Raw genomic sequence first — 24,575 nt, 5'->3', positions numbered from 1 at the left:
GACTACGGCAGTTCGTAGTTCCCGTCGAGCACCGCGCCGGCTCCGGGGTGGTTCTCGTCGTAGCCGTGCGGGTCGCACTGGAGCCCGCCCTTGACGCAGTGGGTGACCATCGCGTCGAGCGTGGCGGCGTCCCAGCCGTTCATGAAGTCGTAGTGGAAGGAGTATCCGGCGCCGCTCGCCAGCTTCACCTGCGACATGTCACCGTTGACCGGCCAGGCCATCTTGAACTCGATCATCGGCAGGGCGACGGGGTGGTCGGCCGGGCAGGAGTTGTAGTTCGCGCCGCCGGCCACCGGGTACGCCATGTGGCTCTTGTGGTCGGGCGTGTCCAGGTGGATGCCATCCCAGCAACTGGGCGCCTGGAGACGCAGGTTGAGCTGGACGTCCTGGCGGCTCGGGCAGGTCGCCGGGAAGTTGTAGTTCTTGAAGCTGTCGCCGCACTCCCAGCCCTCGACGGTGCCCTTGAGGTTCTTGAACTCCTCCTGGGTCTGCATCGGGCTGCCGACGACGTACCGCAGGCCCCGCGGGAAGGGCCGCACGCTGGTGTAGTCGGTGACGCCCGACTTGTAGTAGATCGTCTGGACGCCCTGGGGGAGGACCTTCTGGGTCCCGTTGAACAGGCTGGGCATCCAGTACCCGGACTTGTCGCCGGGCGCCAGGCAGGTGGTGCCACCCGCTTCGAGCGAGGCGGTGGTGCTGTCGGCGTTCGTGGTGGTGTTGCCCATGAACGTGTGGTCGTGCGACTTGCCGGGCTGCCCCGGGTAGACGATCGGGTCGTCCGGAGCGGTGTGCGTCGGGGCGCACTTGGCCTGGAACTCGTGGAAGTACGCCTGCGGCGGGACCGCCGTCGAGGGGGTGACCCCGGTGACCGGCGGGTTGGCCATGATGTAGCCGTCGCCGTCCGGGTCGTCGCCCGAGGCCTGGGTGGACGCGGCCATGCCGGGCATCCCGGGCATGGAGTACGCGGCGTTGTGGGCGGTGTGCGTGCCCGCCGCCGCGGCCGGCGTCTCGGGGGAAGCGTTCGCTGTCGCCGCGATCCCGGCGATCCCTGCCGTGGTCAGGGTCAGCGAGGTGAACAAGAGCAGTCCGGTGAGGGTTCTCGACCTCCGTGGCATGGAGACCTCCTGCTGCGTCGTGGGGGTGTGCATGGAGTTGGGAGAGCGCTCTCCCAACTCGGAGTGTTCCGCTCCTGACAAGAGCGTGTCAATAGTTGGTTAACGGAGCTTGTTCCGGCCGCGGGCGCCCGCCCCGTACGGGTTGTCGGCGGCAAGGGGGCGTGACCTGGGCGGAGTTGCCCCGGGCGGTCGTATCCGGCGGTGCGGGTCCGGACCGGATTCCCGCCCTCGCGCGATCGAGGTCCAGGAGCGGGCCGAGTGCCTGTTCCCGAACCCGTGGCCGGCCGTCACCGGTTGTCATCCGGGGGCCGGGGAGGCGGGCCGCATGCCCTCGCCGGTGGCGGACGGATCGCATGCGGCCCGAGGGGAGATCACCCCTGCTTGTAGCTCCAGGTCTGGTAGCCGTTGCTGAAGCTCGCGGTGCTGCATGTGTGGAGGCGCAGGCCGTGGCCGGAGCTGTAGTCCATGCACTGGCCGGTGGCTACGTTCTGCCAACTGGCATAGGTCTCACCGGGGTTGGTGGCGTACAGCCGCCACGCCTGGTAGCCGTTGTTGTAACTGGCGTCGCTGCATGTGTGCGTGCGTACACCGTGGCCGCTGCTGCCGTCGAGGCAGAGGAGCGTGTTGCGGTTCTTGAACCGGAAGTAGTTGCCCTCGCTTCTCCAGTCCCAGGTCTGGTAAGGGTTGCCGGCACTCTTGCTGCTGCACGTGTGCAGACGGAGCCCGTAGGCGTTGCTGTCGTCCAGGCACGTTCCGTACCCGTACTGGATGAAGTTCTTGACTCCGGTGAAGACGCTGCCCCCGGATTCGTTGACGTCCGTTCCTTCCGGAGTGTTGAACGGAACCGCTTCGGGGGCGGGCAGCATGGGGTCGACCGCCACGACGGGGGACGGCTCCGCCTCGTTCGCGACGGAGGCCGACGCGCTGGGCGCGGCGGCGAGTGCCCCGATCATTCCGACGGCGGCGGCGGTCAGGGCGAAAGTCTTGCGCATGGGTGAAGTCCCTCGGGTTGTCGTGTGTCCTGGCCTGTGTCTTCGCTTCATGTCACACCTTCCAGCGGTACGAAGCGTGATCAGGTTGCCGTACTCGCTCGCCCGGAGTCCAGGGATCATCCCCGACCCGGTCCGGGCGACCTGCGAAGGGCTCTGTCCGACGTCAGGACGTCATCACGGCGGGGTTTCCCTCGCTCCAGACGGTGGTGATCCTGCGGTGGGTGAAACGCCAGCCGTCCGGAGTGCGGCGCAGCCGGTCGTCGTAGCGGCCCGCGCCGAGGAACCTGTCGCCACCGGGCAGGCCGTGGCGGATGTGCTGGGCCTGGTAGTAGCACGTGTGCTCGGCCTCGTCACCGTGTACCGCGGCGACATGATTGCCGTTCAGGTGCTGGGTGGCGTCGATGCGCTCCAGGCCGTTGCTGATCCTGGCGACGATTGCGGCGGGTCCGCAGATCCGTTCTCCCGAACCGCCGTACTCCCAGCAGGCGTCGTCGGTGAACAGCGTGCCCAGGGCCGCCCAGTCCCGGGTGTCCAGGGCCGTCGCGTACGCGGTGACGACAGCCGTGATCGCAGCGCGGTCTGTGAGTTCCTGGAGCATCGAGCCGCCTTCCGGGTTGGTGCACGATGGGATACGGAGTACATGGTTGGTCACCATCGGGCCCGGCGGAAGAAGGCACTCTCATGTCCCGGAGTCACATCGATGTGTCAGTCCTGGCAGGCGAGGCGTGCCCGGTCGCGGAGGTCCTCGACCACGTCTCCGGGAAGTGGAGCATCGGCATCCTGGTGGCCGCCGCGCAGGGGCCGGTGCGCTTCACGGAGCTGGAGCGTTCGATCAGCGGGATCAGCAGGCGCATGCTCACGCTCAAGTTGCGCAAGCTGGAGCGGGACGGCCTGCTCGTACGCACCGTCCATCCGGTCGTTCCGCCCAAGGTCGAGTACACGCTGACGGAAATGGCCCGGGAGCTCCACAGTTCGCTGCTGGAGCTCACCGACTGGGCCGGGCGCCACCGCGGCACGGTCGCCGCCGCCCGGGCCGCGTACGACCGCGAACACGGCAGCTGACCCCGCAGGTGGTGCCCCCGCCGGAGGTCACGGGCGGCGGCCCCGCGCGCGGTCGTGTGCGCCCGCCACCGCGTCTCAACCCGTGTGCAGCATCAGCCCGATGCCCACCACCATCAGCCCCGCCGCCGCGATCCGCGGTGCGCCGAACCGTTCCTTGAAGACGACGGTCCCGATGGCCGCGCCCACGATGATCGACGACTCGCGCAGCGCCGCGACCGGGGCGAGGGCCGCGCGGGTCTGGGCCCACAGGACGAGGCCGTACGCCGTCACCGACAGGGCCGCGCCGAGCAGGCCGCGCAGCGCGTACGGGCGGAGCTGGGCGGGCAGGTCGGAGCGGCGGCGGCAGAGGGCGTAGAGCGGGATGGCGACGCCCTCCAGGATCATCAGCCAGGCGATGTAGCCGAGCGAGCTGCCGGAGGCGCGTACGCCGACTCCGTCCACCGTCGTGTAGCCGGCGATGGCGAGGCCGGTCGCGAGCGCGGCCAGGATCGCGGGCCACTGCGGGCGCTTGCCCGCGCCGCGGATGCCCCACAGGGCCAGCCCGACCAGTCCGGCCGAGGCGACGGCGACGCCCGCCGTGGCCCAGCCGTCCGGGTGTTCGCCCACGAAGACGGCGGCGAGGACGGTGACCACGAGCGGGGCCGTGCCGCGCGCGATCGGATACATCTGGCCGAAGTCGCCCAGGGTGAACGACCGCATCAGCAGCAGCATGTACGCCACGTGCAGGGCGGCGGAGACGATCAGGTACGGCCACGCCTCCGCGGCCGGGAACGGAACGAAGCAGGCGGCGGCCGCGCCGATCAGCAGGCCGCCCCCGGAGATCAGGGTGAAGGACAGCAACTGGTCCTTGATCGCATGCGCGATGGCGTTCCAGCCGGCGTGTGTGAAGGCGGCCGCCAGGACGGCCATGGCCACCAGCGGCGTCACCCGGTCTGCTCGCGTACGTCCACCACGGTGCCGCCGGCGTGCCCGATCAGCGTCTGCGGGTCGAGCGGGAAGACCGTGTACGGGGTACCGGCCGCCGCCCACACCGTCGCGTGGGCGAGCAGCCCGCGGTCGGCCAGGACCCGGGTCCTGGTGCGGTGCCCGAAGGGCGGCACGCCGCCGATCGCGTAACCGGTGGCCTCCCGGACCACGTCCGCGCCCGGCCGGCGTACCTTCGCCGCCCCCAACTCCTGGCGTACGAGCTCCATATCGACGCGCGAGGAGCCGTCCATGAGGACCAGTACCGGCACCCCGTCGGCCTCGAAGATCAGCGACTTGACGATCTCGCCGAGCTCGCAGCCGAGAGCGGCCGCGGCCTCGGCCGCGGTCCGGGTGGCCTCCGGGAAGCGGCGGATCTCGACGTCGAGTCCGAGCTCGCGCAGGGCCTCGGCGAATCGGGGGTGGGCGGCGGAGGTGTCGCCCCCCGTCGGCGCGGGGGCGTCTGAAGTACTCATGCCCCGCACGCTATCGGCTGTGGTCGGGGGCGTGCGATCGGGTTGCCGGGACGGCACGGCAGGGGGCCTCTGCCGCAGCTGCGGCAGAGGCCCCGGAGCACAGGCGGGAGGAGTCCCGTCGTCACTGCCCCGCGCGCAGGACCGCGGCGACGAGCGGGCCGGCCGCGTCCCCGCCGTGTCCGCCGGACTGGACGACCGCCGCTGCCGCGAGGTCGTCCTTGAACCCGGTGAACCAGCTGTTGGACTTCCCCTGCCCCTCCACCTCCGCCGAGCCGGTCTTGGCCCCCTTGTCCCCGCGGACCGAGGACATGGCCGCCTTGCCGGTGCCCCAGGAGGCGGTGGCCCGCATCATGTCGTTCAGCTGGCCCGTGACGTTCGGCGACAGCGACCGCGCGGCGGTCACGAGCCGACGGCCGTCCAGAGTGCTCGGTACGAGGACCGGCTGACGGAAGGTGCCGGTGCGGGCCGTCGCGGTGACCGACGCCATGTTGAGCGCGTTCATCGTCACCGTGCCCTGGCCGATGTACTGGGCCGCCGCCTCGCCGCCGGTCGCCTCGGGCACGCTGCCGTCGACGGACGTGACACCGGTCTTCCAGACCAGGCCGATCCCGAAGACGTCCCGGGCCTCCTTGCCGAGCGCCGCGTCGTCCTTCACATCGTCGATCAGCTTGATGAAGGCCGTGTTGCAGGACTGGGCGAAGCTGGACGTGAACGTGTCCGTGTCCGGGAGCGAGAAGTACTTCAGGTTGTGGAACGTGGTTCCTTGGTACATCACGTTCTTGGGGCACTCGACGGGGCTGTTCGCGGAGGCGAGCCCCTTCTCGATGAGCAGCGCGGCCGTCACGATCTTCATCGTGGAGCCCGGCGCCTGTGCGCCCTGCATCGCCGCGTTGAAGCCGGAAGCCGGGTTGTTGGCCACCGCGCGGATCTCGCCGGTGGACGGTTTCACCGCTACCACCGAAGCGCCGCTGAACTGCTTGACCGCGGTCTCGGCCGCCGCCTGGGTGTTCGCGTCCAGGGTGGTCGGCACTTTGCCCGGCTTCCCCTTGACCAGGGTCAGCAGCGTCCTGTCCGCCGCGTCGGCGTTCGCGCTGTTGATCCAGGTCTCGATGCCGGCGGTGCCGCCGGCCTGCGCGCTGTACCTCTTGCGCAGGTCGTCCAAGATGGTGCCCAGCGACGGGTACTTCTCCTTGGTGAGCACGGTGCCGTTGCGGTCGACCGCCTCGATCGCCGCGGTCTGCGACTCGCCGGTCTCCAGCGTCTCGCCCTTGTCGAGGTCCGGATGGATGACGGAGGGGAGCCAGTCGACGAGCGGGCGGCCCGTGGTCAGACCGCGCACCACCGTCAGCTCGGAGGCGTACGACCAGGGCTTCGTCGTTCCACCGTAGGAGACGGTCGCCTTGACCGTGTACGGCACCTTCGAGCCGGTCGCCGTGCCCGCGGTGATCACGGCCTTGGTGACGTGGGCCGATTCGCTGTAGCCGACCAGGGCCGGCTTGGCGTCGCCCTCGTTGTTGGTGAGCGCGGCAGCGGTGGCCGCGTCGCCCTTCGCCCATGCGGCGAGGAACTTCTCGGACGTGTCGGCGATCTCGTCCTTGGTGACCGGCCCTGTCTTCACCTCGGCCGAGGTGGCCTTGGTGTCCGTGCCGCCCCCGACCCCGCTGCTGCCGAGCCCGTCCAGGATGTTGTAGGCCCCGTAGCCCACTCCGCCGACCACGACCGCGAACACTCCGCCGACCACGGCGACCTTCACTCCACTGCGCATCCCTGCAGTCCCCCTCCCCAGGAGGCCACCTTGAACGCGTTCAAGGTGGCTGTACCCGGCACATTACGGGACGGCCGTGACGGGGGAGCCGGTTGTTACCGGAATGCGATCCGCCGCGGCATGGAGGACATGAACAGAACGGTCAAATCCAGGTATCCAGCCACATCCGGTCGCGCCAGGAATCCTCGGGAATCGGAGTGCCGGTATACAGCGGCCAGAAATAGATGAAATTCCAGATGATCAGGAGGACCAGTACGCCGGCCGCCACGGCCCCGACGGTCCGGCGTCGTTCACCCGAAGGATCTCCCTTTGCCAGGCCCAGTTCGTGTTTCGTTCCGGTGCCTGCCGCAGGACCCAGCATCGCGCCGATCATCATCGCCACCGCGAGACAGAGGAAGGGCACGAACACGACCGCGTAGAAAAGGAAAATGGTGCGTTCCTGGTAGAGGAACCACGGCACCCATCCCGCGGCCACTCCGCAGGCGATCGCGCCCGCCCGCCAGTCGCGGCGGAAGACCCAGCGCCACAGCACGTACAGCAGGGCGAAGCACCCGGCCCACCACAGCAGGGGCGTGCCGAGAGCCAGCACCTCGCGGGCGCATTTGCCGGTCGCCGACCGGGCGCAGCCGTTCTGCTCCTCGTAGAAGTACGAGACGGGCCGGCCCATCACGATCCAGCTCCACGGATTGGACTGGTAGGTGTGACCGGACGTCAGGTTCACATGGAAGTCGTAGACCTGGTTCTCGTAGTGCCACAGGCTGCGCAGCCAGTCCGGCAGCCAGGTCCAGCTGCCGCCCTCGCCGTCGGTCGCCGCCCAGTCCCGGTAGTAGCCGTGGTGGTCGGGGTCGTTGTGGATGATCCAGCCGGTCCAGGAGGCGAGGTACGTGAGGACCGCGACCGGCACCGTGGACACGAACGCCGGCAGCAGGTCCCGCTTCAGCACCGCCTTGTGCGGCTGTACCGCGCCCGCGGTCCTCCGGGCGCCCACGTCCCACAGGACCGTCATCAGGCCGAACGCGACCATGACGTACAGGCCGTTCCACTTGGTGGCGGAGGCCAGCCCGAGGGAGACGCCGGCCGCGATCCGCCACGGACGCCAGCCCAGCCGCAGCCCCTCCGCGACCCCGGTGTCCGGCCGCAGCACCCCGTCCTCGTCGACCGGCAGCGCGGCGGCGAGCTTGCGCCTGGCCCAGTCCCGGTCGATCAGCAGACAGCCGAACGCGGCCAGCACGAAGAACATCAGCACCAGGTCGAGCAGCGCGGTGCGGCTCATCACGAAGTGCAGGCCGTCCACCGCCAGCAGTCCGCCCGCCAGGCAGCCCAGGAACGTCGAGCGGAACAGCCTGCGGCCGATCCGGCACAGCATCAGCACCGACAGCGTGCCGAGCACGGCGACCATGAACCGCCAGCCGAACGGCGTGAATCCGAAGATCTGCTCACCGATCCCGATGATCCACTTGCCGACCGGCGGGTGGACCACGTAACCCGGATCGGTCGGGACCGGGACCTGCGACGGATCGTTGAGGATCAGCTTGTCGACGTCCTTGGGCCACGCCCCCTCGTACCCCTGCTTGATGAGCGCCCAGGAGTCCTTGGCGTAATACGTCTCATCGAATATCACCGCGTGCGGACTGCCCAGGTTCCAGAACCGCAGCACCCCGGCGACCGCCGCCACCAGCAGCGGACCGCCCCAGGCCGACCAGCGCACCAGCCGGTCCGCGAGCAGCGGGGGAATCCCGAGCACCGCCCACAACTGGCCCCCCGGGCGGGTGTACGGCGGAACCAGCCGCTCGCGCAGCCCGATACCGGGGCGCGGGGAATGGCCGAAGCGGCGCAGCCGCTGCTGCCAGGAAGTCGGCTCCGGGCCATGGTGTTCCCCGGCGTCTTGGCCCTGCCGGGCTTCGGGCGCAGTACTCGTCACCGCGCCATCGTAGGGAACGCATCTGTGCGAGTCCTGTCGCCCGTGCTGGGAGGATGGACGTTGTGACTGGAACGACTGGAACGCTGGTACTCGCAGGGACCCCCATCGGCGATGTGGCGGACGCCCCGCCACGACTCGCCGCAGAACTGGAGACGGCCGATGTCGTCGCCGCCGAGGACACCCGCCGGCTGCGCCGGCTGACCCAGGCGCTGGGCATCCACACCACGGGGCGTGTCGTCTCCTACTTCGAGGGCAACGAGTCCGCCCGTACGCCCGAACTCGTCGAGGCGCTGCTGGGCGGCGCCCGGGTGCTGCTGGTCACGGACGCGGGGATGCCGTCCGTCTCCGACCCCGGCTACCGGCTGGTCGCCGCCGCGGTGGAGAAGGACATCAAGGTCACCGCGGTGCCGGGCCCCTCGGCGGTGCTCACCGCGCTCGCCCTGTCCGCCCTCCCGGTGGACCGGTTCTGCTTCGAGGGCTTCCTGCCGCGCAAGGCCGGTGAACGCCTCGGCAAGCTCCGCGAGGTCGCCGACGAGCGCCGCACCATGGTGTTCTTCGAGGCCCCGCACCGCCTCGACGACACCCTCGCCGCGATGGCCGAGGTCTTCGGGGTCGACCGGCGCGCCGCGGTGTGCCGGGAGCTGACCAAGACGTACGAGGAAGTGAAGCGCGGTCCGCTGGGCGAGCTCGCCGTCTGGGCGGCCGAGGGCGTACGCGGCGAGATCACCGTCGTCGTCGAGGGAGCTGCCGACTCCGGGGCCGAGGAACTCGACGCCGAGGAGCTGGTGCGCAGGGTGCAGGTGCGCGAGGAGGCGGGGGAGCGGCGCAAGGAGGCGATCGCCGCTGTGGCCGCCGCGGCGGGGCTGCCCAAACGCGAGGTGTTCGACGCGGTCGTCGCGGCAAAGAATGCGGCTCGGAACGGACCGGCGGACGGTAAAGGACTATCGTGAAAGGCAAAGCGCGAGCCGCGTTCCGGCCCCTTTTGCCACGAGAAGGCCAAAACCGCTCCAACACTCGACAGGGCCCGGTGCGCTCCCGCCGGTAAAGGCGTCCACTGGATTCAGGACGCATTCTCCGGAGTGCTTGTCCGGCGGACAAGAGGAGCAGGCATGAGCGAGATCGCAGCAACCACCGTGCACGAGGCGTATGCCTTCGCCTGCATGAGGTGCGGACACGGCTGGGAACAGGCCTACGAAATAGAGCACCACGTCGACGGCTCCAACAAAGCATTCGTGGTCTACAAGGCGGACGGCGAACGGGTGCCGTCCCCGCTTTCCACGCCCACCTGCACCAACTGCGGCGGGCACGTCGTACGGATCATGCGGGCCGGACGGGTCTCGACGGTGCAGCAGCTGCTCCAGAACCGCCGGCCGGCCGCGGCGAAAGAGGCCGATGCCGAGGTGCGGGAGCCCGTGGCCGCCACGGCGGCTCCCGCGGGAGACCACCACTGGCACCTCTCCGACCTGTTCCACCCCTTCCACCGCAGGTGACGCCCGCGGGGTGAGGTCCGGGGCCACGGTCCTCGTACGATCGTGGCCATGAGCCGTACCGAAGCCCCGCCGCTGCCCGAGCCCCTCCGGGTGCCGGTCGCCGATTCGCACACCCATCTGGACATGCAGGACGGCACCGTCGAGGAGGGCCTGGCCAGGGCCGCCGCGGTGAACGTGACGACCGTGATCCAGGTGGGCTGCGACGTGAAGGGCTCGCGCTGGGCCGCCGAGACGGCGGCCGCGCACGCGGGTGTGTACGCGGCCGTGGCGCTGCACCCCAACGAGGCGCCGCGCATCGTGCACGGCGACCCGGACAACTGGTCGCGGCAGGGCGCGCGCGAGGGCGGTGGGACGGCCGCGCTCCACGAGGCGCTCGCCGAGATCGACGCACTGGCCGCGCTGGACCATGTACGGGGCGTCGGTGAGACGGGGCTCGACTACTTCCGGACCGGCCCCGAAGGCATGGCCGCCCAGGAGGAGTCCTTCCGGGCCCACATCGAGATCGCCAAACGGCACGGCAAGGCGCTCGTCATCCACGATCGCGAGGCGCACGCCGATGTGCTGCGCATCCTCGCCGACGCGGGCGCCCCCGAGCGGACCGTCTTCCACTGCTACTCCGGCGACGCCGACATGGCCCGCGTCTGCGCGGACGCCGGGTACTTCATGTCCTTCGCGGGCAACATGACGTTCAAGAACGCCCAGCCGCTGCGTGACGCGCTGGCCGTCGCGCCCATGGAACTGGTCCTGGTCGAGACCGACGCGCCCTTCCTCACCCCCGCCCCGTACCGCGGACGGCCTAACGCGCCGTATCTGATTCCGGTCACGCTGCGCGCCATGGCCGCGGTCAAGGGCGTCGACGAGGACACCCTGGCGTCGGCGATCGCCGGCAACACGGCTCGCGCGTTCGACTACTGACCGGCCCGAGTCGACGCTGTGTAGTCGCGCCGTTTTGGAGAGTCACCGGAGCTCCGCTATCGTCCCGGGCGCCAAGAGTGAGCCGGGCCGGTACGGATCTTCTGGAGCGAGCGTCGTGAGCAATTCGCAGGGCAGTCACCGCGCCGCGCGCGGCAGCGGCAGGGGACGCAGAGCGGCGGCCGGGACACGCGGGCCCGCCACCGTCGTGGTGCCGGGTCCGTCCCCCGTGTCGCCGCATGCGGTCGTGGTGCCGGGCGCGTCGCCCGTGCCGCCGCACACCGTCGTGGTGCCGGGGCCGTCCGCCGTGCCGCCGCACGAGGAGCTGACGCTCGCCGCGTGGAACCGGCACACGCCGACCGTCGTCGACGTGCCGACGGGGCGGACGGTGACCGCGACCGGCGGCGCCGCACGCATCGCGCAGGCCCCCACCGTCACCGCGCTCACCGTCCCGGCCCCCGCCCGCCGGTCCGGGGCGCGGCGGGGTGCCCGGCGCCGCCGGGTGCCGGTCCGTCCCGAGCAGCTGCGCCGCCTGGTCCCGCAGGCCCTCGTGGTCGCGTTCCTGGCGGGCGGGACGACCGCGTTCGTCGCCGAGGACAAGGCGGTGACGCTGGACATCGACGGGGAGCCCCGCACCCTGCACACCTTCGCGGACGACGTGGGGGAGCTCCTGGCCGAACAGGGCGTCGACGTCGACGACGCCCTGGCGGTGAGCCCGGCCCCCGGCACCCGCATCGGCGACGGCGACGTGATCACCGTCGGCGGCCCGCGCCCGGTGACGCTCACGCTCGACGGGGTGCGGCGCAGGGTCTGGACCTCCGAACCCACCGTCGGCGCCGCCCTGCGCCGACTGGGCGTGCGGGCCGACGGCGCCTACCTCTCCGTCTCCCGGTCCGCGCCGATCGGACGTACCGGACTGACCCTGGACGTACGCACCGAGCGCACCGTCACCGTGATGGCCGACGGCCGCGAACACACCGTCCGCACCACCGCCGCCACCGTCCGCGAGGCCGTCGCCCGGGCCGGTGTCGTCCTGCGCGGCGAGGACACCACGTCCGTGGCCCCGGACAGCTTCCCGCGGGAGGGCCAGACCGTCTCGGTGCTCCGGATCACCACCGCCCGGGTGGTGCGCGAGGAGCTGCTGCCGTACGGGGTGGAGCGGTCCGGGGACGGGGCGATCCCCGCCGGTACGGAGCGGGTCGAGCGGGAGGGACGGGACGGTTCGCGGCGCGTGATGTACGCCCTGCGGACCGTCAACGGCGTCCGGCAGAAGCCCCGGGTGCTGGCGGCCGAGGTCGTACGGGAACCCGTCAGCCGGGTCGTGAAGGCCGGCACCGGCCCCCGCACGGCCGGGGCGGGCGGAAGGCCGACAGCCCGTACGCTTAACAGGTGAGCACCACAGAGCCCGACGCCCTCCTGGGCCCCGCAGACATCCGCGAGCTGGCCGCGACGCTGGGCGTACGCCCCACGAAGCAGCGCGGTCAGAACTTCGTCATCGACGCCAACACGGTCCGCCGGATCGTGCGCACCGCGGAGGTCCGCCCGGACGACGTGGTGGTCGAGGTCGGCCCCGGTCTGGGCTCGCTGACCCTGGCTCTGCTGGAGGCGGCCGACCGGGTCGTCGCCGTCGAGATCGACGACGTGCTGGCGTCCGCCCTGCCGGCCACCGTCGCCGCCCGGATGCCGGGGCGCGCCGACCGGTTCGCTCTCGTCCACTCGGACGCGATGCTCGTCCGGGAGCTGCCGGGCCCGCCGCCCACCGCGCTGGTCGCCAACCTTCCGTACAACGTCGCGGTGCCCGTGCTGCTCACCATGCTCGACCGCTTCCCGAGCATCGAGCGCACCCTCGTCATGGTCCAGGCCGAGGTCGCCGACCGGCTGGCCGCCAGGCCGGGCAACAAGGTCTACGGCGTGCCGTCGGTGAAGGCCAACTGGTACACCGACGTCAAGCGCGCCGGCTCCATCGGCCGCAAGGTCTTCTGGCCCGCGCCCAACGTCGACTCGGGCCTGGTGTCGCTGGTGCGGCGCACCGAGCCCGTCGCCACCACGGCGAGCAAGGCCGAGGTCTTCGCGGTCGTCGACGCCGCCTTCGCCCAGCGCCGCAAGACGCTGCGGGCGGCGCTGTCCGGATGGGCCGGGTCCGCGCCCGCCGCCGAGGCCGCCCTGGTCGCGGCCGGCGTCTCGCCGCAGGCCCGCGGCGAGGCGCTCACGGTCGAGGAGTTCGCCGCCATCGCCGAGAACAAGCCGGAGCTGTCCGCATGAGCGCGAGCGTCACCGTCCGGGTGCCCGCCAAGGTCAACGTGCAGCTCGCGGTCGGCGCCGCGCGCCCCGACGGCTTCCACGACCTGGCCAACGTCTTCCTTGCCGTCGGCCTGTACGACGAGGTCACCGTCACCCCGGCCGACGGGCTGCGCATCACCTGCTCGGGCCCGGACGCCGCCCAGGTCCCGCTGGACGCCACCAACCTCGCCGCCCGCGCGGCGACGGCGCTGGCCGAGCGGCACGGCATCGCACCCGACGTCCACATCCACATCGCCAAGGACATCCCGGTCGCGGGCGGAATGGCGGGCGGGAGCGCGGACGCGGCCGGCGCCCTCCTGGCGTGCGACGCGCTCTGGTCCACCGGTGCCACCCGCGAGGAGCTCCTCGCCATCTGCGCCGAGCTGGGCAGCGACGTGCCGTTCAGCCTCGTCGGCGGGGCGGCCCTCGGGGTCGGCCGCGGCGAGCAGCTGACCCCCGTCGAGGTCGGCGGCACCTTCCACTGGGTCTTCGCAGTCGCCGACGGCGGCCTCTCCACCCCGGCCGTCTACCGCGAGTTCGACCGGCTCACGGAGGGGACCCGGGTGCCCGAGCCCGTCGTATCACCCGCGCTCCTGGGCGCGCTGCGGTCCGGCGACACCGGGGCCCTCGCCGGAGTCCTCAGCAACGACCTCCAGGCCCCGGCGCTGTCGCTGCGGCCCTCGCTGGCCCGCACCCTCGCCGCGGGCACCGTCGCGGGCGCACGGGCCGCGCTGGTCTCGGGCTCCGGGCCGACCACCGCGTTCCTCACCGAGGACGAGGCGTCGGCCCGCGCCATCGCCGACGCGCTGACCGCCTCGGGGAGCTGCCGCACCGCCCGGATCGCGTCATCCCCGGCACCGGGGGCGACGATTCAGCGGCCGTAGTGGTAGCGGCAGGAGGCGATCCGCACCTCGTCCTCGGCCACGCGGTACACGAGGCGGTGTTCGTCGCTGATCCTCCGGGACCAGTACCCGTGGAAACCGTGCCGCAGGGGCTCCGGCTTGCCGATGCCCTCGTTCCCGTTGCGAACGACGTCCTGGAGCAGGGCGTTGATCCGCTTGAGGATCTTCCGGTCCTGGGCCTGCCACCACACGTAGTCCGCCCACGCGGTCTCGTGCCAGACCAGTTTCACTCGACGAGCTCCCGGACCGAGCCGTCACCGTTCTCGAGATCATCGATCGCCGCCAGCACGCGACGCGCGTTCTCGGGGCTCCGGTACAGGTAGGCCGTCTCCTTCATGGCCTCGTACTCGTCGAGCGCCACGATCACCACGGGCTCGTGCCCGGCGCGCGTCACTATGACCTCTTCGCGGTCGTCGACGACCGCGCTGAGGGTCTCGGCGTACTTGGCCCGTGACTCGGTGTAGGTCATCGTCCGCACGGCCGCCTCCTCGAAGATGTACAGGATGCTGTACGTACAGGTAAGTGTACGTACAGCGCTCCGGCGAGGGCAACGGCGATACGTGTACGGCCTCAGCCGAGCCGCACGCTCCGCTTCGCCAGCTCGAACGCGGGCAGCATGCCCTGGTGCTCCTGCGCGTCCAGACCGCCCAGATGCACGACGACCGGCCCGTCCGGGGTGGTGACGGCGAAGGCGCGGGCCGGGCGCGACTCCTCCATGATCTTGCTGTAGACGGTGTAGGCCACCTCGGTCACGGACAGCTTCCCGGCCTCGGTCTGCGTGTACGTGATCTTCGAGGCGTTCTCGTCGGCCTTCACGAAGCCCTCCAGCGCCTGGCGCGCCGTGCTCGCCTTGCCCTCGCCCTGCCACACCCGCAGGAACCCGATGTGCCCGGCCGGCTTCGCGTCGATCTCGCACACCATCGCGACGGGTCCCTGCCGGGCGAGCCCGGCCAGCTCCGAGTCCGGCTCCACGGGCGCCACGGCCTTCGCCTTCCAGTGCTGCGCCAGGTCGAAGACGACCGGCAGCTCGCATCCGGAACCGGAGCCCCCGACCGTGCCGCCCTTGGCCGCGATCTTCGCACCCGCCCCGTGCGCGGCCGCTCCGCCGCCCGGCTTGGTGTCCGCCTCCGTACCGCCGGACCCCGACGAGCAGCCGGCCAGCGCGACGGCAGCCAGCAGGACGGGCACGAGCCCGCGAACCGTACGTCGTGTCATGAAGTTCCCCACCCCGGTGAGACCCGGAACCGGCCCGGATCTTGATCAATCCGGGCAAGGTACCGCACCGAGGTGTCCGGGCGAACGCCGTTTCCCGACCGGCCCGGCGCGGGTGAGCGGGCGCTCGTACGGAGGTCTGCGCCATGGCGACTACGCTGAAGGTTCAGTGTTCTCCTTCGAGCTGGAGCGTTTGTGGCCGTCAACCTCGTCAATGTCGAGCAGGTCAGCAAGGTGTACGGCACCCGTGCGCTGCTCGACGGTGTGTCCCTCGGCGTGTCCGAGGGGGACCGGATCGGTGTCGTCGGCCGTAACGGAGATGGCAAGACGACCCTCATCCGGATGCTCGCCAAGCTGGAGGAGGCGGACACCGGCCGGGTCACCCACAACGGGGGACTGCGTCTCGGCGTCCTGACCCAGCACGATTCGCTCGACCCGAAGGCGACGATCCGCCACGAGGTCATCGGCGATCTGGCCGACCACGAGTGGGCGGGCAGCGCCAAGATCCGCGACGTGCTGACCGGACTGTTCGGCGGTCTCGAACTGGCCGGCTTCGAGCAGGGCCTGGACACCGTCATCGCCCCGCTCTCCGGTGGCGAGCGCCGCCGGATCGCGCTGGCCAAGCTGCTCATCGCCGAACAGGACCTGATCGTCCTCGACGAGCCGACCAACCACCTCGACGTCGAGGGCATCTCCTGGCTGGCCGGACATCTGCGCGCCCGCCGCTCCGCACTGGTCTGCGTCACCCACGACCGGTGGTTCCTCGACCAGGTCTGCACCCGCATGTGGGACGTGCAGCGCGGCACGGTCCACGAGTACGAGGGCGGCTACAGCGACTACGTCTTCGCCCGTGCCGAACGGGAGCGGATCGCCGCCACCGAAGAGGGCAAGCGGCAGAACCTGATGCGCAAGGAGCTGGCCTGGCTGCGGCGCGGCGCCCCCGCCCGTACCTCCAAGCCCCGCTACCGCATCGAGGCGGCCAACGAGCTGATCGCCGATGTGCCGCCGCCCCGCGACACCAGCGCGCTGATGAAGTTCGCCAACGCCCGGCTCGGCAAGACCGTCTTCGAGCTGGAGGACGTGACCGTCCAGGCCGGCCCCAAGACGCTGCTCACCCATCTCACCTGGCAGCTCGGCCCCGGCGACCGGATCGGCCTGGTCGGGGTCAACGGCGCGGGCAAGACCTCGCTGCTGCGGGCACTGGAGCAGGCGGCCCGCACCCAGGGCGAGGCGCAGCCCGCCGACGGGAAGATCATCGTCGGCAAGACCGTGAAGCTGGCCTACCTCTCCCAGGAGGTGGCGGAGCTCAACCCGAACCTCCGGGTGCTGGAGGCCGTGCAGCAGGTGCGCGACCGGGTCGACCTCGGCAAGGGCCGGGAGATGACCGCGGGCCAGCTCTGCGAGCAGTTCGGCTTCTCGAAGGAGAAGCAGTGGACCCCGGTCGGCGACCTCTCCGGCGGTGAGCGGCGCCGGCTCCAGATCCTGCGCCTGCTGATGGACGAGCCGAACGTCCTGTTCCTCGACGAGCCCACCAACGACCTGGACATCGAGACCCTGACCCAGCTGGAGGACCTCCTCGACGGCTGGCCCGGGTCGATGATCGTGATCTCCCACGACCGGTTCTTCATCGAGCGCACCACGGACAAGGTGCTGGCGCTCCTCGGCGACAAGTCGCTGCGGATGCTGCCGCGCGGCATCGACGAGTACCTGGAGCGCAGGCTGCAGATGGCGGGCACCGCCACGCCCGCCGCACCTGCCGCGGCTTCACGGGCCGCCGCCGCCCCGGCACCGGGTGTCTCGCCGCAGGAGGCCCGCGCGGCCAAGAAGGAACTCCAGAAGGTGGAGCGGCAGCTCGACAAGATGTCGACCCGCGAGACGACGCTGCACGCCCAGATCGCCGACAACGCCACGGACTTCGAGAAGGTCGCGAAGCTCGACGCCGAGCTGCGCGAGCTGGTCGCGGAGCGCGATGTGCTGGAGATGCGCTGGCTGGAACTGGCCGAGGAGGCCTGACCGGCCGCTGAGGCGCCGACCGCGCGGCCTGTGCAACTGCCGTGATCGGTGTGGCCGCTGGGGCCTGTGGGGCGGGTGGTAGAAAGAAGTCCTGCCCTGCCCTGCCCCGGCGCGGCAGCCGCACCCGCGAAGCACCACAGGCACCGACGGAACAACAACGGAACAGGGGGACGGGCCGATGAGCCAGCCGCCCGGACAGCAGCCGCCGCAGGGCGGGTTCGGAGCTCCTTACGACCCGCCGCCCGGGGCGTATCCGCCTCCGGCCGCCCCGCCGCAGCCCGCCGGTCCGTACGGTCGGCCCGGTCCGTACGACACCGGGTCCGGTCCGTACGACACCGGGTCCGGTCCGTACGGGCAGCCCGGTTCCTACGGCAGTCAGCCCGGCCCGTACAACCAGCCGGCTCAGGGCTACGGATACGGCTACCCGCCCCAGCAACAGCCGCAGCACCCGCAGCAGCAGCAGCAGGGGTACGGCCCTCCGACGCTGCCCCCGCGGCCCGACGGCCCCCGGGGCGGCGGCCGGTTCCGCGGCCGGACCGGGATGATCGTCGGCGGCCTGCTCGCGGTGGTGCTCCTCGCAGGTGGCGGCATCTGGCTCGCCACCGGCGACGACGGAGGCGGCAAGAGCACGGCGCACGGCGGACACACCTCCGCGCCGCCGGCGCCCTCGCCGACCGTGGACCAGGGTGACGGCAAGGGGGACACCGACGACGACGGTACGGTCACCCCGCGCGCCGAGGCCGCCGCCATCAACGCGACGCGCAAGCCGGGGGAGGCGAAGGCCCTCTGGCTCCGGAAGAGCGGCGTCGATCTCCCGGAGGGCGGCGAGGACTTCTACGGCCCGTGGTTCGCCGGCGACACCGTCGTCACGGCCATGTACCACACGGTCACGGGCTATTCGGCAGCCGACGGCACGGTCGAGTGGACGCTGCGGCTGCCCACCGACGCGTGCGCCGCGCCCACCCGGCCCACCGCCGACGGCAAGATCGTCCTGGGCATCGAGGACAGCACGTCGGACGACGCGTTCTGCGACAACCTCCAGATGGTGGACCTCACGACGGGCAAGGCCGGCTGGCGCAAGCAGTACGCCCGCGACGGTGCCTGGGACGGGCTCTCCGACCTCGCGATGGCGATCAACGGCGACACCGTGACCGTGGGGCGCACCAGCAGGACCGACGCCTTCCGGGTCAGCGACGGCAAGGTGCTGTTCGGCAAACTGCCCGGCAAGTGCCAGCCGTTCGGATTCGCCAGCGGCCCCGTGGCCATCGCCGCGGCGAGCTGCCAGACCGCCGCGGACGACCACAAGGAACACCAGGTGCAGCGGATCGACCCCGCCACCGGCAAGGTGCAGTGGACGTACAAGGTCAAGAAGGGCTGGCAGGTCGCGCAGATCTACTCCGCCGACCCCATCGTCATCTCACTCACGCAGCCGAAGAAGTGGGCGATCCTGGTCCTCAACGCCAACGGCACCTACCGCACCCAGCTCTCCGGCGGACCGGGCGAGTACGCCGTCTCGTGCGACAAGGACCGTCGTGTCCAGGGAGCCAACCTCGACAGCTGCACCGGGGTGGCCGCCGGTGCGAACACCTTCTACATGGCGACCAAGGCCGTCGACCTCAAGGCCGGTGACGGCAACAAGGTCGCCGCCTTCGACCTGTCCACCGGCAAGGCCACGTGGACGGTGACCTCCCCGAAGGAGCAGCCCCTCACCCCGCTGCGGACGGAGGGCGGCAAGCTGCTGATGTACCTCGGTGCGGCGAAGAACAAGGGGGGCGGCATCGCCTCCCTCCCGGCCACGGGCGGCACATGGGACATGGTGGTGCGGCACCCGGCATCCGCCTCCGCCCTTGAGCGCGGCTTCTTCGAGCCGAACATCTCCTACGTGGACGGACGCAGCTTCCTCACGAGCTCGCGGATCAGCGGTTCGGACGACGAGGAGATCGAGACGCGATCCATCGCGGCCTTCGGCAACTGACTGCCGATCAGGGCTCTCGCAGGCATAACGGCGGTATCACGGGCCGGTTCTCCCTTGGGAACAGGGGTGGACCGAACCGCAGCGGGCGGCGGGCCGGGTGGTACAAAGAAGCCCCGCTCGACTGTCGTAACACTGCGGGATCCATGCCCGATTCGCTCCATTTCGCCGTTAATTCAGGGGGTCTTCGCTGATTCCCCGAGCTCCGGCGTGATCGCGGGGGAGTCCGGACCGGGCACCGGACCGCATGAAGGGGGACGCGCTGATGACCCAGCCGCCCAGCCAGCAACCGCCGCAGGGAGGCTTCGGCGCTCCGCAGGAGCCGTCGCAGGGGGTTCCGCAGCCGCCCCAGGGCCCGCCGCAGACGCCGCCGCCCGCTCAGCCGCCCCAGGCGCCGGCCGCCCAGCCGGGATACGGCTACCCCCAGCAGCCGGGCCAGGCACCGGGACAGCCGCAGCAGCCGGGTCCGTACGGCCGGCCCCAGCAGCCGGGTCCGTACGCCCAGCAGCCGGGCCCCTACGGCCAGCCCCAGCAGCCCGGCCCCTACGGGCAGCAGCAGCCGGGTCCGTACGCCCAGCAGCCCGGCCCCTACGGCCAGCCGCAGCAGCCCGGTTACGGCTATCCGCAGCAGCAGTACCCGGGGGCGCCGGTCCCCGCGCCGCCCGGTGGCGGTGGCCCGTTCAAGGGCAAGCCCGCGGCGATCATCGGAGCCGCGGTCGCCGCGCTGCTGGTCATCGGCGGCGGTGTCTACCTGCTGTCGAGCGGGGGCGACGACGACAAGAAGCCCGTCGCGAAGAAGAGCGGCGAGGTCCGGACGCCGACCGCGTCGCCCACCGTCGACGAGGGTGACGGCAACGGCACCGGCCGTGAGGGCAGCGACGACCTGAACGGCGGGCGCAAGCCCGGCGAGGCGAAGGTCCTCTGGCTCCAGAAGAACGACGTGGACCTGCCGCGCAACGGCGCGGACGTATACGGCCCGTGGATCGTCGGCGACACCGTCGTCAAGGGCATGTACCGCACGGTCTCCGGCTACTCGGTGGCGGACGGCAAGCAGAAGTGGAAGCTGAAGCTCCCCGCCGACATCTGCTCCGCCCCGCACCAGACCACCACGGACGGCAAGATCGTCATCGCGGTGAAGAACGGCACGACCGACAAGGCCGACTGCTCCGCCCTCCAGCTGATCGACCTCAACACGGGGAAGGCGGGGTGGAAGAAGGAGGTCAAGAAGAGCGGACTCTTCGACATGATGTCGGACCTCTCCCTCGCCATCAGCGGCAACACCGTGACGGTCGGCCGCACCGGCGGCTCCAACGCCTACCGGGTCAGCGACGGCAAGGAACTGTTCGGCAAGCGCGACGGGATCTGCCAGCCGTTCGCCTTCGCGGGCGGTGCCAAGCTGATCGCCGCCACCAACTGCCGTACCAGCGACGTCGACAACCCGCAGCACGAGATCGAGCAGGTCGACCCGACCACCGGCAAGCCGAAGTGGACCTACAAGCCGGCCCGCGGCTGGGAGGTCGACAACATCTACTCGGTGAGCCCGCTCATCGTGTCGCTGACCAAGGGCGACAGCAGCAAGGACAAGAAGTGGAGCATCCTCGCGCTCAAGGAGAACGGCTCGCTGCGCTCCCAGATCATCAGCGACAAGGGTGACAAGTTCCCGATGGCCTGCGGCAACGCCTTCGCCATCTTCGGCAAGCCCGTCGACGGCTGCGACGGTGTCACGGCCGACGCCAACACGCTCTACATGCGGACGCAGGACGACACCAGCGGTTCCGCCCGCACCAACCAGGTCGTCGCCTTCAACCTGAACACCGGCAAGACGAAGTGGAAGGCGAAGGCCCCGGCCGAGCAGACCATGAAGCCGCTGGGAATGGAGGGCGGCAACCTGATCCTCTACGTGGACGCCGGGTACAACAAGGGCGGCGGGATCGCCACCCTGGCACCCTCCGGCGGCAGCCCGAAGATGGTGCTCCAGCACCCGGCCTCGATGGCTCAGGTCGAGAGCTCGTTCTACGACGAGAAGGTGCTCTACGCGGGCGGCCGCTCGTTCATCGCCAGCGGCCGGGTCAGCGCGACCAACGACGAGGAAGAGCTGGAGACGAAGACCATGATGGCCTTCGGCAAGTAACCGCTCCCCACGGCACCCGCAGGAACACCACCGGTCGCGGGCGGCGGCAGACCCGCCCGCGACCGGCTCCGGACCCACCGCCCGACTCCCCTTCTCCAGAGGTACGCAACGCCATGACGCAGCCGCCCCAGCCGCCGCCCAACGACCCGTCCCAGGGCGGGTTCGGCGCGCCGCAGGACCCCCCACCCGGTGGTTTCGGCGCCCCGCAGGACCCGCCGCCCGGTGGTTTCGGCGCCCCGACGCCGCCGCCCGCCGACCCGTTCGGCAAGCAGCCGGCCACCCCGCCGCCCCCGGCCCAGGGCGGCGGCTACGGCACCCCGCCGCCCCCGGCCCAGGGCGGCTACGGCACCCCGCCTCCCGCGGGCCCGCCCCAGCAGCAGCCCGGTTACGGCTACCCGCAGGGCCCGCCGCAGCAGCAGCCCGGTTACGGCTACCCGCAGGGGCAGCCGACGCAGCCGTCCGGTTACGGGTTCCCGCCCGGCCAGGCTCCGCAGCAGGGGTACGGATTCCCGCCCGGCCAGCCGACGCAGCAGCAGGGCTACGGCTACCCGACGGCCCCGATGCAGCAGCCGCAGCAGCCCGGCGGCAACGGACCGAAGAAGTTCTCCACCCAGTCCCAGATCATCGTCGCCGCGGTGGTCGCCGTGGCGCTGATCATCGGCGGCGGTGTCTGGTTCGCTTCGAGCGGCGGCGACGACGAGGGCAAGAAGAAGGACGAGGCGTCCACCTCCGCCGGCACCACCGGCGAGAACAAGGGCGGTTCGGGCAGCACCCTCGGCGGCGGGGGCAAGGAGAAGGCCCCGGCCAACACCAAGGCCCAGGTCGGCTTCCAGCTTCCGCAGCCCAAGGTCACCGATGTCACCACGGTCGCCGGTTCCTGGCTGACCGACAAGGCGTACGTGAAGACGGGCGTCAACGAGGTCGTCGGCTACGACCTGGCCAAGGGCACCAAGCTCTGGTCGATCCCGCTGGACGGCCAGCTGTGCGCCGCATCCCCGCACATGAGCAAGGACTTCAAGACGGCCGTCGCCTTCGAGGAGGGCAAGCGGACCGCGTCGAACAAGTACCCCACCTGCAACCAGGTGGGCGCCCTCGACCTGAACACCGGCAAGCTCATGTGGAACAAGTCGGTGACCGCGTCCACCGGCGGTGACCGCCCGGTCCGGTTCGACGAGATCACCCTCAGCGGCACCACGGTCGCCGCCGGCGGCACCGAGGGCGGTGCGGCCTTCGACCTGAACACCGGCGCCGAGCGCTGGAAGCCGAAGGTCTCCACGGACGGCTGCTACGACAAGGGGTACGGCGGCGGCGAGGCGCTGGCCGTGGTCCGCAAGTGCGGGACGTACGACGACCCGCAGCTGGTCATCCAGGCCCTGAACCCGACGACGGGCGCCCCGCTCTCGTCGTACAAGATGCCGCCCGGCGTCGAGTACGCCAGCATCGTCTCCACCAAGCCGCTGGTCGTCGCCGCCGACGTCGGCGACACCGCGGGCGACGGCAGCGGCATCTCGGACTTCTTCTCGATCGACGCCTCCAGCGGCAAGCTGCTCACCAGGATCGCCGCGGACGGCGAGAAGTACGCGGCGAGCTGCCGCTCCACCAAGGTCGAGAGCTGCCAGCACCTCGCCGTCGGCAACAACCGCATCTACGTGCCCACCGAGGAGCACGAGGGGACCGGCGAGTACGGCAACACCAACGAGATCGTCTCGTTCGACCTGACCACCGGCAAGCCGACCAGTGACCGGGCCGACGCGGGCGAGCGCTACACGATGTTCCCGGTCCGCATGGACGGCGGCAACATCATCGCGTACAAGGAGCCCCCGTACGACAAGGGCGGCCAGATCGTCTCCATCGACGGCGGCACCTTCAAGCAGACCCTGCTGATGGACAACCCGGGCGACGAGTCCGTCCGGGACGCGGAGACCAGCTTCTCCTCCGACTACGCCGAGTATCTCTACGGCAGCGGCAGGCTGTACATCTCGGAGACGATGGTCAGCAAGCCGCGGGAGAGCTCGCTGGACGACAAGGAGTACCTGGTCGTCTCGTTCAGCACGAGCTGACCGCCCGGCGCACAGGTGGGGGTGGAGCCGGGCCGGCTCCACCCCCACACGCATGTCCGCACCCGGAACGATTCAGGCCACTCATGGTCGCCATGCGGGTGACAACCGCCGGAATCCAGCCATGATGAGTCATCAACTCGTCGTGAAAGCACCCGAAGCGGGCTATCTCGATCCTTCTGCCGGCTAAGACGCCCGCCGCCTCGAACAAGCGTGTAACTTGCCGGGTCTGGAGAGGGCCGGGGGGCCTGCCGGTACGAGGGGGGGTTGCTCGATGGGCGTGCGGCTCATGGTGATCGATGACCACCGACTGGTGGCCGAGGCGCTCGCCTCGGCGCTGAAACTGCGGGGGCACCGGGTGCTGGCCGCCGCCGCTCCCACCTCGGGGGCGGCGGAACTGGTCGTCAGCAGGGCGCCGGAGATCTGCCTGTTCGGCACGGCGGCACCCGCCGAACCGGGCACCTTCGACCCGGTCGTCAGGATCAGGCGCGAGCGCCCGCAGACCGCCGTGGTGGTCCTGGGCCCGGTGCCCAGTCCGCGCGGTATCGCGGCCGCCTTCGCGGCAGGCGCGGCGGGGTACGTCCGGCACGACGAACGCATCGAGGGCGTCGAGCGGGCGATCGCCAAGGCGCGGGCGGGCGAGGCGGCGATCGCGCCGCAGCTGCTCCAGGGCGCCTTCGCCGAACTGCTCAACCCGGCGGCGCAGCCGGACGACGAGGGCCGGCGGCTGCTGCAGATGCTCACTCCGCGCGAGGTCGAGGTCCTGGTCCGGGTCGCCGAGGGCGAGGACACCCGGCTGATCGCGGTCGGGATGCGGATCGCGCCGAGCACCGCCCGTACGCATGTGCAGCGCGTGCTGATGAAGCTGGGTGTCGGCTCCCGGCTGGAGGCGGCGGCGCTCGCCGCCCGTACCGGCCTGCTGGACCGGGCCGCGCTGGGGACGCCGCAGGGGCCGGACACCGTCGGCTGACGGTGTCCGGCCCCTGCGGTGTGAGGGTGCGTCAGTTGCCGGGCGCGTCCGTGGTGTCGGGCGCGACCGCCGGCGGCTGGGCCGGGCGCAGCTTCAGCCAGACCAGGAAGAACAGCCCGAGGGCCAGCATGGCGAGACCGGTCCACAGGTTGATGTGGACGCCCTCGGCCTTCTTCAGGTCGGCGTCGGACGGGTTGATCCCGGCGATGGTGACGATGACTCCGTAGACCACGAAGAGACCGCCGATGATCGTCCGGATGTCGAACAGCCGGGCCGCCGTGGCGGACTTCCGCTCCAGCTCGGAGACTTCCTTGTGCAGGTCGGACATGGTGGGTGACTCCG

The 24,575-nt window shown here is 71.1% G+C and carries 23 protein-coding genes; 12 read left to right on the top strand and 11 right to left on the bottom strand.

Annotation, left to right across the window (positions count from 1 at the left end; translation table 11 throughout):
- Positions 1–2 precede the first annotated feature (2 nt).
- From ACGFZA_RS27720 to ACGFZA_RS27710, 3 genes are all read right to left on the bottom strand, one after another.
- A complete protein-coding gene (locus tag ACGFZA_RS27720; RefSeq protein ID WP_393682606.1) occupies positions 3–1,115 on the bottom strand; it encodes a DUF1996 domain-containing protein in 1,113 nt (370 codons plus the stop codon).
- 371 nt (positions 1,116–1,486) lie between these two features.
- The gene (locus tag ACGFZA_RS27715; protein WP_393682604.1) at positions 1,487–2,107 is read right to left on the bottom strand and encodes an RICIN domain-containing protein; all 621 of its coding nucleotides are present in this window, start codon (positions 2,105–2,107) and stop codon (positions 1,487–1,489) included.
- A 163-nt stretch (positions 2,108–2,270) separates the two neighbouring features.
- Positions 2,271–2,705, bottom strand: a complete 435-nt coding sequence (locus ACGFZA_RS27710; protein ID WP_393682602.1) for a nuclear transport factor 2 family protein — start codon at positions 2,703–2,705, stop codon at positions 2,271–2,273.
- 83 nt (positions 2,706–2,788) lie between these two features.
- On the opposite strand from ACGFZA_RS27710, the gene ACGFZA_RS27705 reads away from it, so the two are divergent.
- Positions 2,789–3,169: a winged helix-turn-helix transcriptional regulator gene (locus ACGFZA_RS27705; RefSeq protein ID WP_393682600.1), complete on the top strand. Its 381-nt coding sequence runs from the start codon at positions 2,789–2,791 to the stop codon at positions 3,167–3,169.
- Positions 3,170–3,244: 75 nt separating this feature from the next.
- Here the strand turns inward: ACGFZA_RS27705 and ACGFZA_RS27700 are convergent, their stop codons facing one another.
- From ACGFZA_RS27700 to ACGFZA_RS27685, 4 genes are all read right to left on the bottom strand, one after another.
- Complete coding sequence (locus ACGFZA_RS27700; RefSeq protein ID WP_393682598.1) at positions 3,245–4,096, bottom strand: EamA family transporter; 852 nt, start codon at positions 4,094–4,096, stop codon at positions 3,245–3,247.
- The gene (locus ACGFZA_RS27695) at positions 4,093–4,608 is read right to left on the bottom strand and encodes a YbaK/EbsC family protein (RefSeq protein WP_393682596.1); all 516 of its coding nucleotides are present in this window, start codon (positions 4,606–4,608) and stop codon (positions 4,093–4,095) included. The genes ACGFZA_RS27700 and ACGFZA_RS27695 overlap by 4 nt, the downstream gene beginning before the upstream one ends.
- 121 nt (positions 4,609–4,729) lie before the next feature.
- Positions 4,730–6,373: a penicillin-binding transpeptidase domain-containing protein gene (locus tag ACGFZA_RS27690; protein ID WP_393682594.1), complete on the bottom strand. Its 1,644-nt coding sequence runs from the start codon at positions 6,371–6,373 to the stop codon at positions 4,730–4,732.
- A gap of 142 nt (positions 6,374–6,515) precedes the next feature.
- Complete coding sequence (locus tag ACGFZA_RS27685; RefSeq protein WP_385278880.1) at positions 6,516–8,294, bottom strand: dolichyl-phosphate-mannose--protein mannosyltransferase; 1,779 nt, start codon at positions 8,292–8,294, stop codon at positions 6,516–6,518.
- A 53-nt stretch (positions 8,295–8,347) separates the two neighbouring features.
- Here ACGFZA_RS27685 and rsmI point away from each other — a divergent pair, with 53 nt between their 5' ends.
- The 6 genes from rsmI (at position 8,348) to ACGFZA_RS27655 (ending at position 13,860) form a co-directional block, all read left to right on the top strand.
- Positions 8,348–9,244 (top strand): 16S rRNA (cytidine(1402)-2'-O)-methyltransferase, encoded by an 897-nt coding sequence (rsmI, locus tag ACGFZA_RS27680; protein WP_393682592.1) that lies wholly within the window; start codon positions 8,348–8,350, stop codon positions 9,242–9,244.
- Between the two features lie 159 nt (positions 9,245–9,403).
- Complete coding sequence (locus ACGFZA_RS27675; protein ID WP_393682590.1) at positions 9,404–9,784, top strand: hypothetical protein; 381 nt, start codon at positions 9,404–9,406, stop codon at positions 9,782–9,784.
- A gap of 48 nt (positions 9,785–9,832) precedes the next feature.
- On the top strand, positions 9,833–10,699 hold the full coding sequence (locus tag ACGFZA_RS27670; RefSeq protein ID WP_393682588.1) for a TatD family hydrolase: 867 nt from the start codon (positions 9,833–9,835) through the stop codon (positions 10,697–10,699).
- Between the two features lie 115 nt (positions 10,700–10,814).
- Complete coding sequence (locus tag ACGFZA_RS27665; RefSeq protein WP_393682586.1) at positions 10,815–12,089, top strand: ubiquitin-like domain-containing protein; 1,275 nt, start codon at positions 10,815–10,817, stop codon at positions 12,087–12,089.
- On the top strand, positions 12,086–12,958 hold the full coding sequence (gene rsmA, locus ACGFZA_RS27660; RefSeq protein WP_393682584.1) for a 16S rRNA (adenine(1518)-N(6)/adenine(1519)-N(6))-dimethyltransferase RsmA: 873 nt from the start codon (positions 12,086–12,088) through the stop codon (positions 12,956–12,958). The genes ACGFZA_RS27665 and rsmA overlap by 4 nt, the downstream gene beginning before the upstream one ends.
- On the top strand, positions 12,955–13,860 hold the full coding sequence (locus ACGFZA_RS27655) for a 4-(cytidine 5'-diphospho)-2-C-methyl-D-erythritol kinase (protein ID WP_385278868.1): 906 nt from the start codon (positions 12,955–12,957) through the stop codon (positions 13,858–13,860). Before rsmA ends, ACGFZA_RS27655 begins: the two co-directional genes overlap by 4 nt.
- Here ACGFZA_RS27655 and ACGFZA_RS27650 read toward each other — a convergent pair.
- The 3 genes from ACGFZA_RS27650 to ACGFZA_RS27640 form a co-directional block, all read right to left on the bottom strand.
- Entirely contained in the window at positions 13,848–14,108 is a 261-nt protein-coding gene (locus ACGFZA_RS27650; protein WP_385278866.1) for a Txe/YoeB family addiction module toxin, read from the bottom strand. The two genes, ACGFZA_RS27655 and ACGFZA_RS27650, sit on opposite strands and share 13 nt — an antisense overlap.
- Positions 14,105–14,356, bottom strand: coding sequence for a type II toxin-antitoxin system Phd/YefM family antitoxin (locus tag ACGFZA_RS27645; RefSeq protein WP_385278864.1), 252 nt, complete (start codon positions 14,354–14,356; stop codon positions 14,105–14,107). The genes ACGFZA_RS27650 and ACGFZA_RS27645 overlap by 4 nt, the downstream gene beginning before the upstream one ends.
- Before the next feature lie 92 nt (positions 14,357–14,448).
- Positions 14,449–15,093: a lipoprotein gene (locus ACGFZA_RS27640; protein WP_393682579.1), complete on the bottom strand. Its 645-nt coding sequence runs from the start codon at positions 15,091–15,093 to the stop codon at positions 14,449–14,451.
- A 192-nt stretch (positions 15,094–15,285) separates the two neighbouring features.
- On the opposite strand from ACGFZA_RS27640, the gene ACGFZA_RS27635 reads away from it, so the two are divergent.
- From ACGFZA_RS27635 to ACGFZA_RS27615, 5 genes are all read left to right on the top strand, one after another.
- Positions 15,286–17,103, top strand: a complete 1,818-nt coding sequence (locus ACGFZA_RS27635) for an ABC-F family ATP-binding cassette domain-containing protein (protein ID WP_385278860.1) — start codon at positions 15,286–15,288, stop codon at positions 17,101–17,103.
- Positions 17,104–17,281: 178 nt separating this feature from the next.
- The gene (locus tag ACGFZA_RS27630; protein ID WP_393682576.1) at positions 17,282–19,078 is read left to right on the top strand and encodes a PQQ-binding-like beta-propeller repeat protein; all 1,797 of its coding nucleotides are present in this window, start codon (positions 17,282–17,284) and stop codon (positions 19,076–19,078) included.
- Between the two features lie 262 nt (positions 19,079–19,340).
- Positions 19,341–21,206 carry a PQQ-binding-like beta-propeller repeat protein gene (locus ACGFZA_RS27625; RefSeq protein WP_393682574.1) on the top strand — a complete coding sequence of 622 codons (1,866 nt, stop codon included), beginning with the start codon at positions 19,341–19,343 and terminating at the stop codon, positions 21,204–21,206.
- 113 nt (positions 21,207–21,319) lie between these two features.
- The gene (locus ACGFZA_RS27620; RefSeq protein ID WP_385278854.1) at positions 21,320–23,266 is read left to right on the top strand and encodes a PQQ-binding-like beta-propeller repeat protein; all 1,947 of its coding nucleotides are present in this window, start codon (positions 21,320–21,322) and stop codon (positions 23,264–23,266) included.
- A gap of 271 nt (positions 23,267–23,537) precedes the next feature.
- On the top strand, positions 23,538–24,233 hold the full coding sequence (locus tag ACGFZA_RS27615; protein ID WP_385278852.1) for a LuxR C-terminal-related transcriptional regulator: 696 nt from the start codon (positions 23,538–23,540) through the stop codon (positions 24,231–24,233).
- Between the two features lie 31 nt (positions 24,234–24,264).
- Here the strand turns inward: ACGFZA_RS27615 and ACGFZA_RS27610 are convergent, their stop codons facing one another.
- A complete protein-coding gene (locus ACGFZA_RS27610; RefSeq protein WP_385287554.1) occupies positions 24,265–24,561 on the bottom strand; it encodes a hypothetical protein in 297 nt (98 codons plus the stop codon).
- Positions 24,562–24,575: the final 14 nt, after the last annotated feature.

Origin of the sequence: Streptomyces sp. NPDC048211, assembly GCF_043202315.1 — a bacterium.
Taxonomy (GTDB): domain Bacteria; phylum Actinomycetota; class Actinomycetes; order Streptomycetales; family Streptomycetaceae; genus Streptomyces.
Note: the sequence above shows the minus strand (reverse complement) of the source record. Positions and strands in the feature narration are given on the sequence as shown.

What these genes read in the sequence shown, in the direction of transcription:
- ACGFZA_RS27610 (WP_385287554.1), bottom strand. Translation starts at nt 24,561, where the DNA reads ATGTCCGACCTGCACAAGGAAGTCTCCGAGCTGGAGCGGAAGTCCGCC.
- ACGFZA_RS27630 (WP_393682576.1), top strand. Translation starts at nt 17,282, where the DNA reads ATGAGCCAGCCGCCCGGACAGCAGCCGCCGCAGGGCGGGTTCGGAGCT.
- ACGFZA_RS27710 (WP_393682602.1), bottom strand. Translation starts at nt 2,705, where the DNA reads ATGCTCCAGGAACTCACAGACCGCGCTGCGATCACGGCTGTCGTCACC.
- ACGFZA_RS27625 (WP_393682574.1), top strand. Translation starts at nt 19,341, where the DNA reads ATGACCCAGCCGCCCAGCCAGCAACCGCCGCAGGGAGGCTTCGGCGCT.
- ACGFZA_RS27715 (WP_393682604.1), bottom strand. Translation starts at nt 2,107, where the DNA reads ATGCGCAAGACTTTCGCCCTGACCGCCGCCGCCGTCGGAATGATCGGG.
- ACGFZA_RS27675 (WP_393682590.1), top strand. Translation starts at nt 9,404, where the DNA reads ATGAGCGAGATCGCAGCAACCACCGTGCACGAGGCGTATGCCTTCGCC.
- ACGFZA_RS27655 (WP_385278868.1), top strand. Translation starts at nt 12,955, where the DNA reads ATGAGCGCGAGCGTCACCGTCCGGGTGCCCGCCAAGGTCAACGTGCAG.
- ACGFZA_RS27690 (WP_393682594.1), bottom strand. Translation starts at nt 6,373, where the DNA reads ATGCGCAGTGGAGTGAAGGTCGCCGTGGTCGGCGGAGTGTTCGCGGTC.
- ACGFZA_RS27640 (WP_393682579.1), bottom strand. Translation starts at nt 15,093, where the DNA reads ATGACACGACGTACGGTTCGCGGGCTCGTGCCCGTCCTGCTGGCTGCC.
- ACGFZA_RS27720 (WP_393682606.1), bottom strand. Translation starts at nt 1,115, where the DNA reads ATGCCACGGAGGTCGAGAACCCTCACCGGACTGCTCTTGTTCACCTCG.
- ACGFZA_RS27620 (WP_385278854.1), top strand. Translation starts at nt 21,320, where the DNA reads ATGACGCAGCCGCCCCAGCCGCCGCCCAACGACCCGTCCCAGGGCGGG.
- ACGFZA_RS27695 (WP_393682596.1), bottom strand. Translation starts at nt 4,608, where the DNA reads ATGAGTACTTCAGACGCCCCCGCGCCGACGGGGGGCGACACCTCCGCC.
- ACGFZA_RS27705 (WP_393682600.1), top strand. Translation starts at nt 2,789, where the DNA reads ATGTCCCGGAGTCACATCGATGTGTCAGTCCTGGCAGGCGAGGCGTGC.
- ACGFZA_RS27615 (WP_385278852.1), top strand. Translation starts at nt 23,538, where the DNA reads ATGGGCGTGCGGCTCATGGTGATCGATGACCACCGACTGGTGGCCGAG.
- rsmI (WP_393682592.1), top strand. Translation starts at nt 8,348, where the DNA reads ATGGACGTTGTGACTGGAACGACTGGAACGCTGGTACTCGCAGGGACC.
- ACGFZA_RS27670 (WP_393682588.1), top strand. Translation starts at nt 9,833, where the DNA reads ATGAGCCGTACCGAAGCCCCGCCGCTGCCCGAGCCCCTCCGGGTGCCG.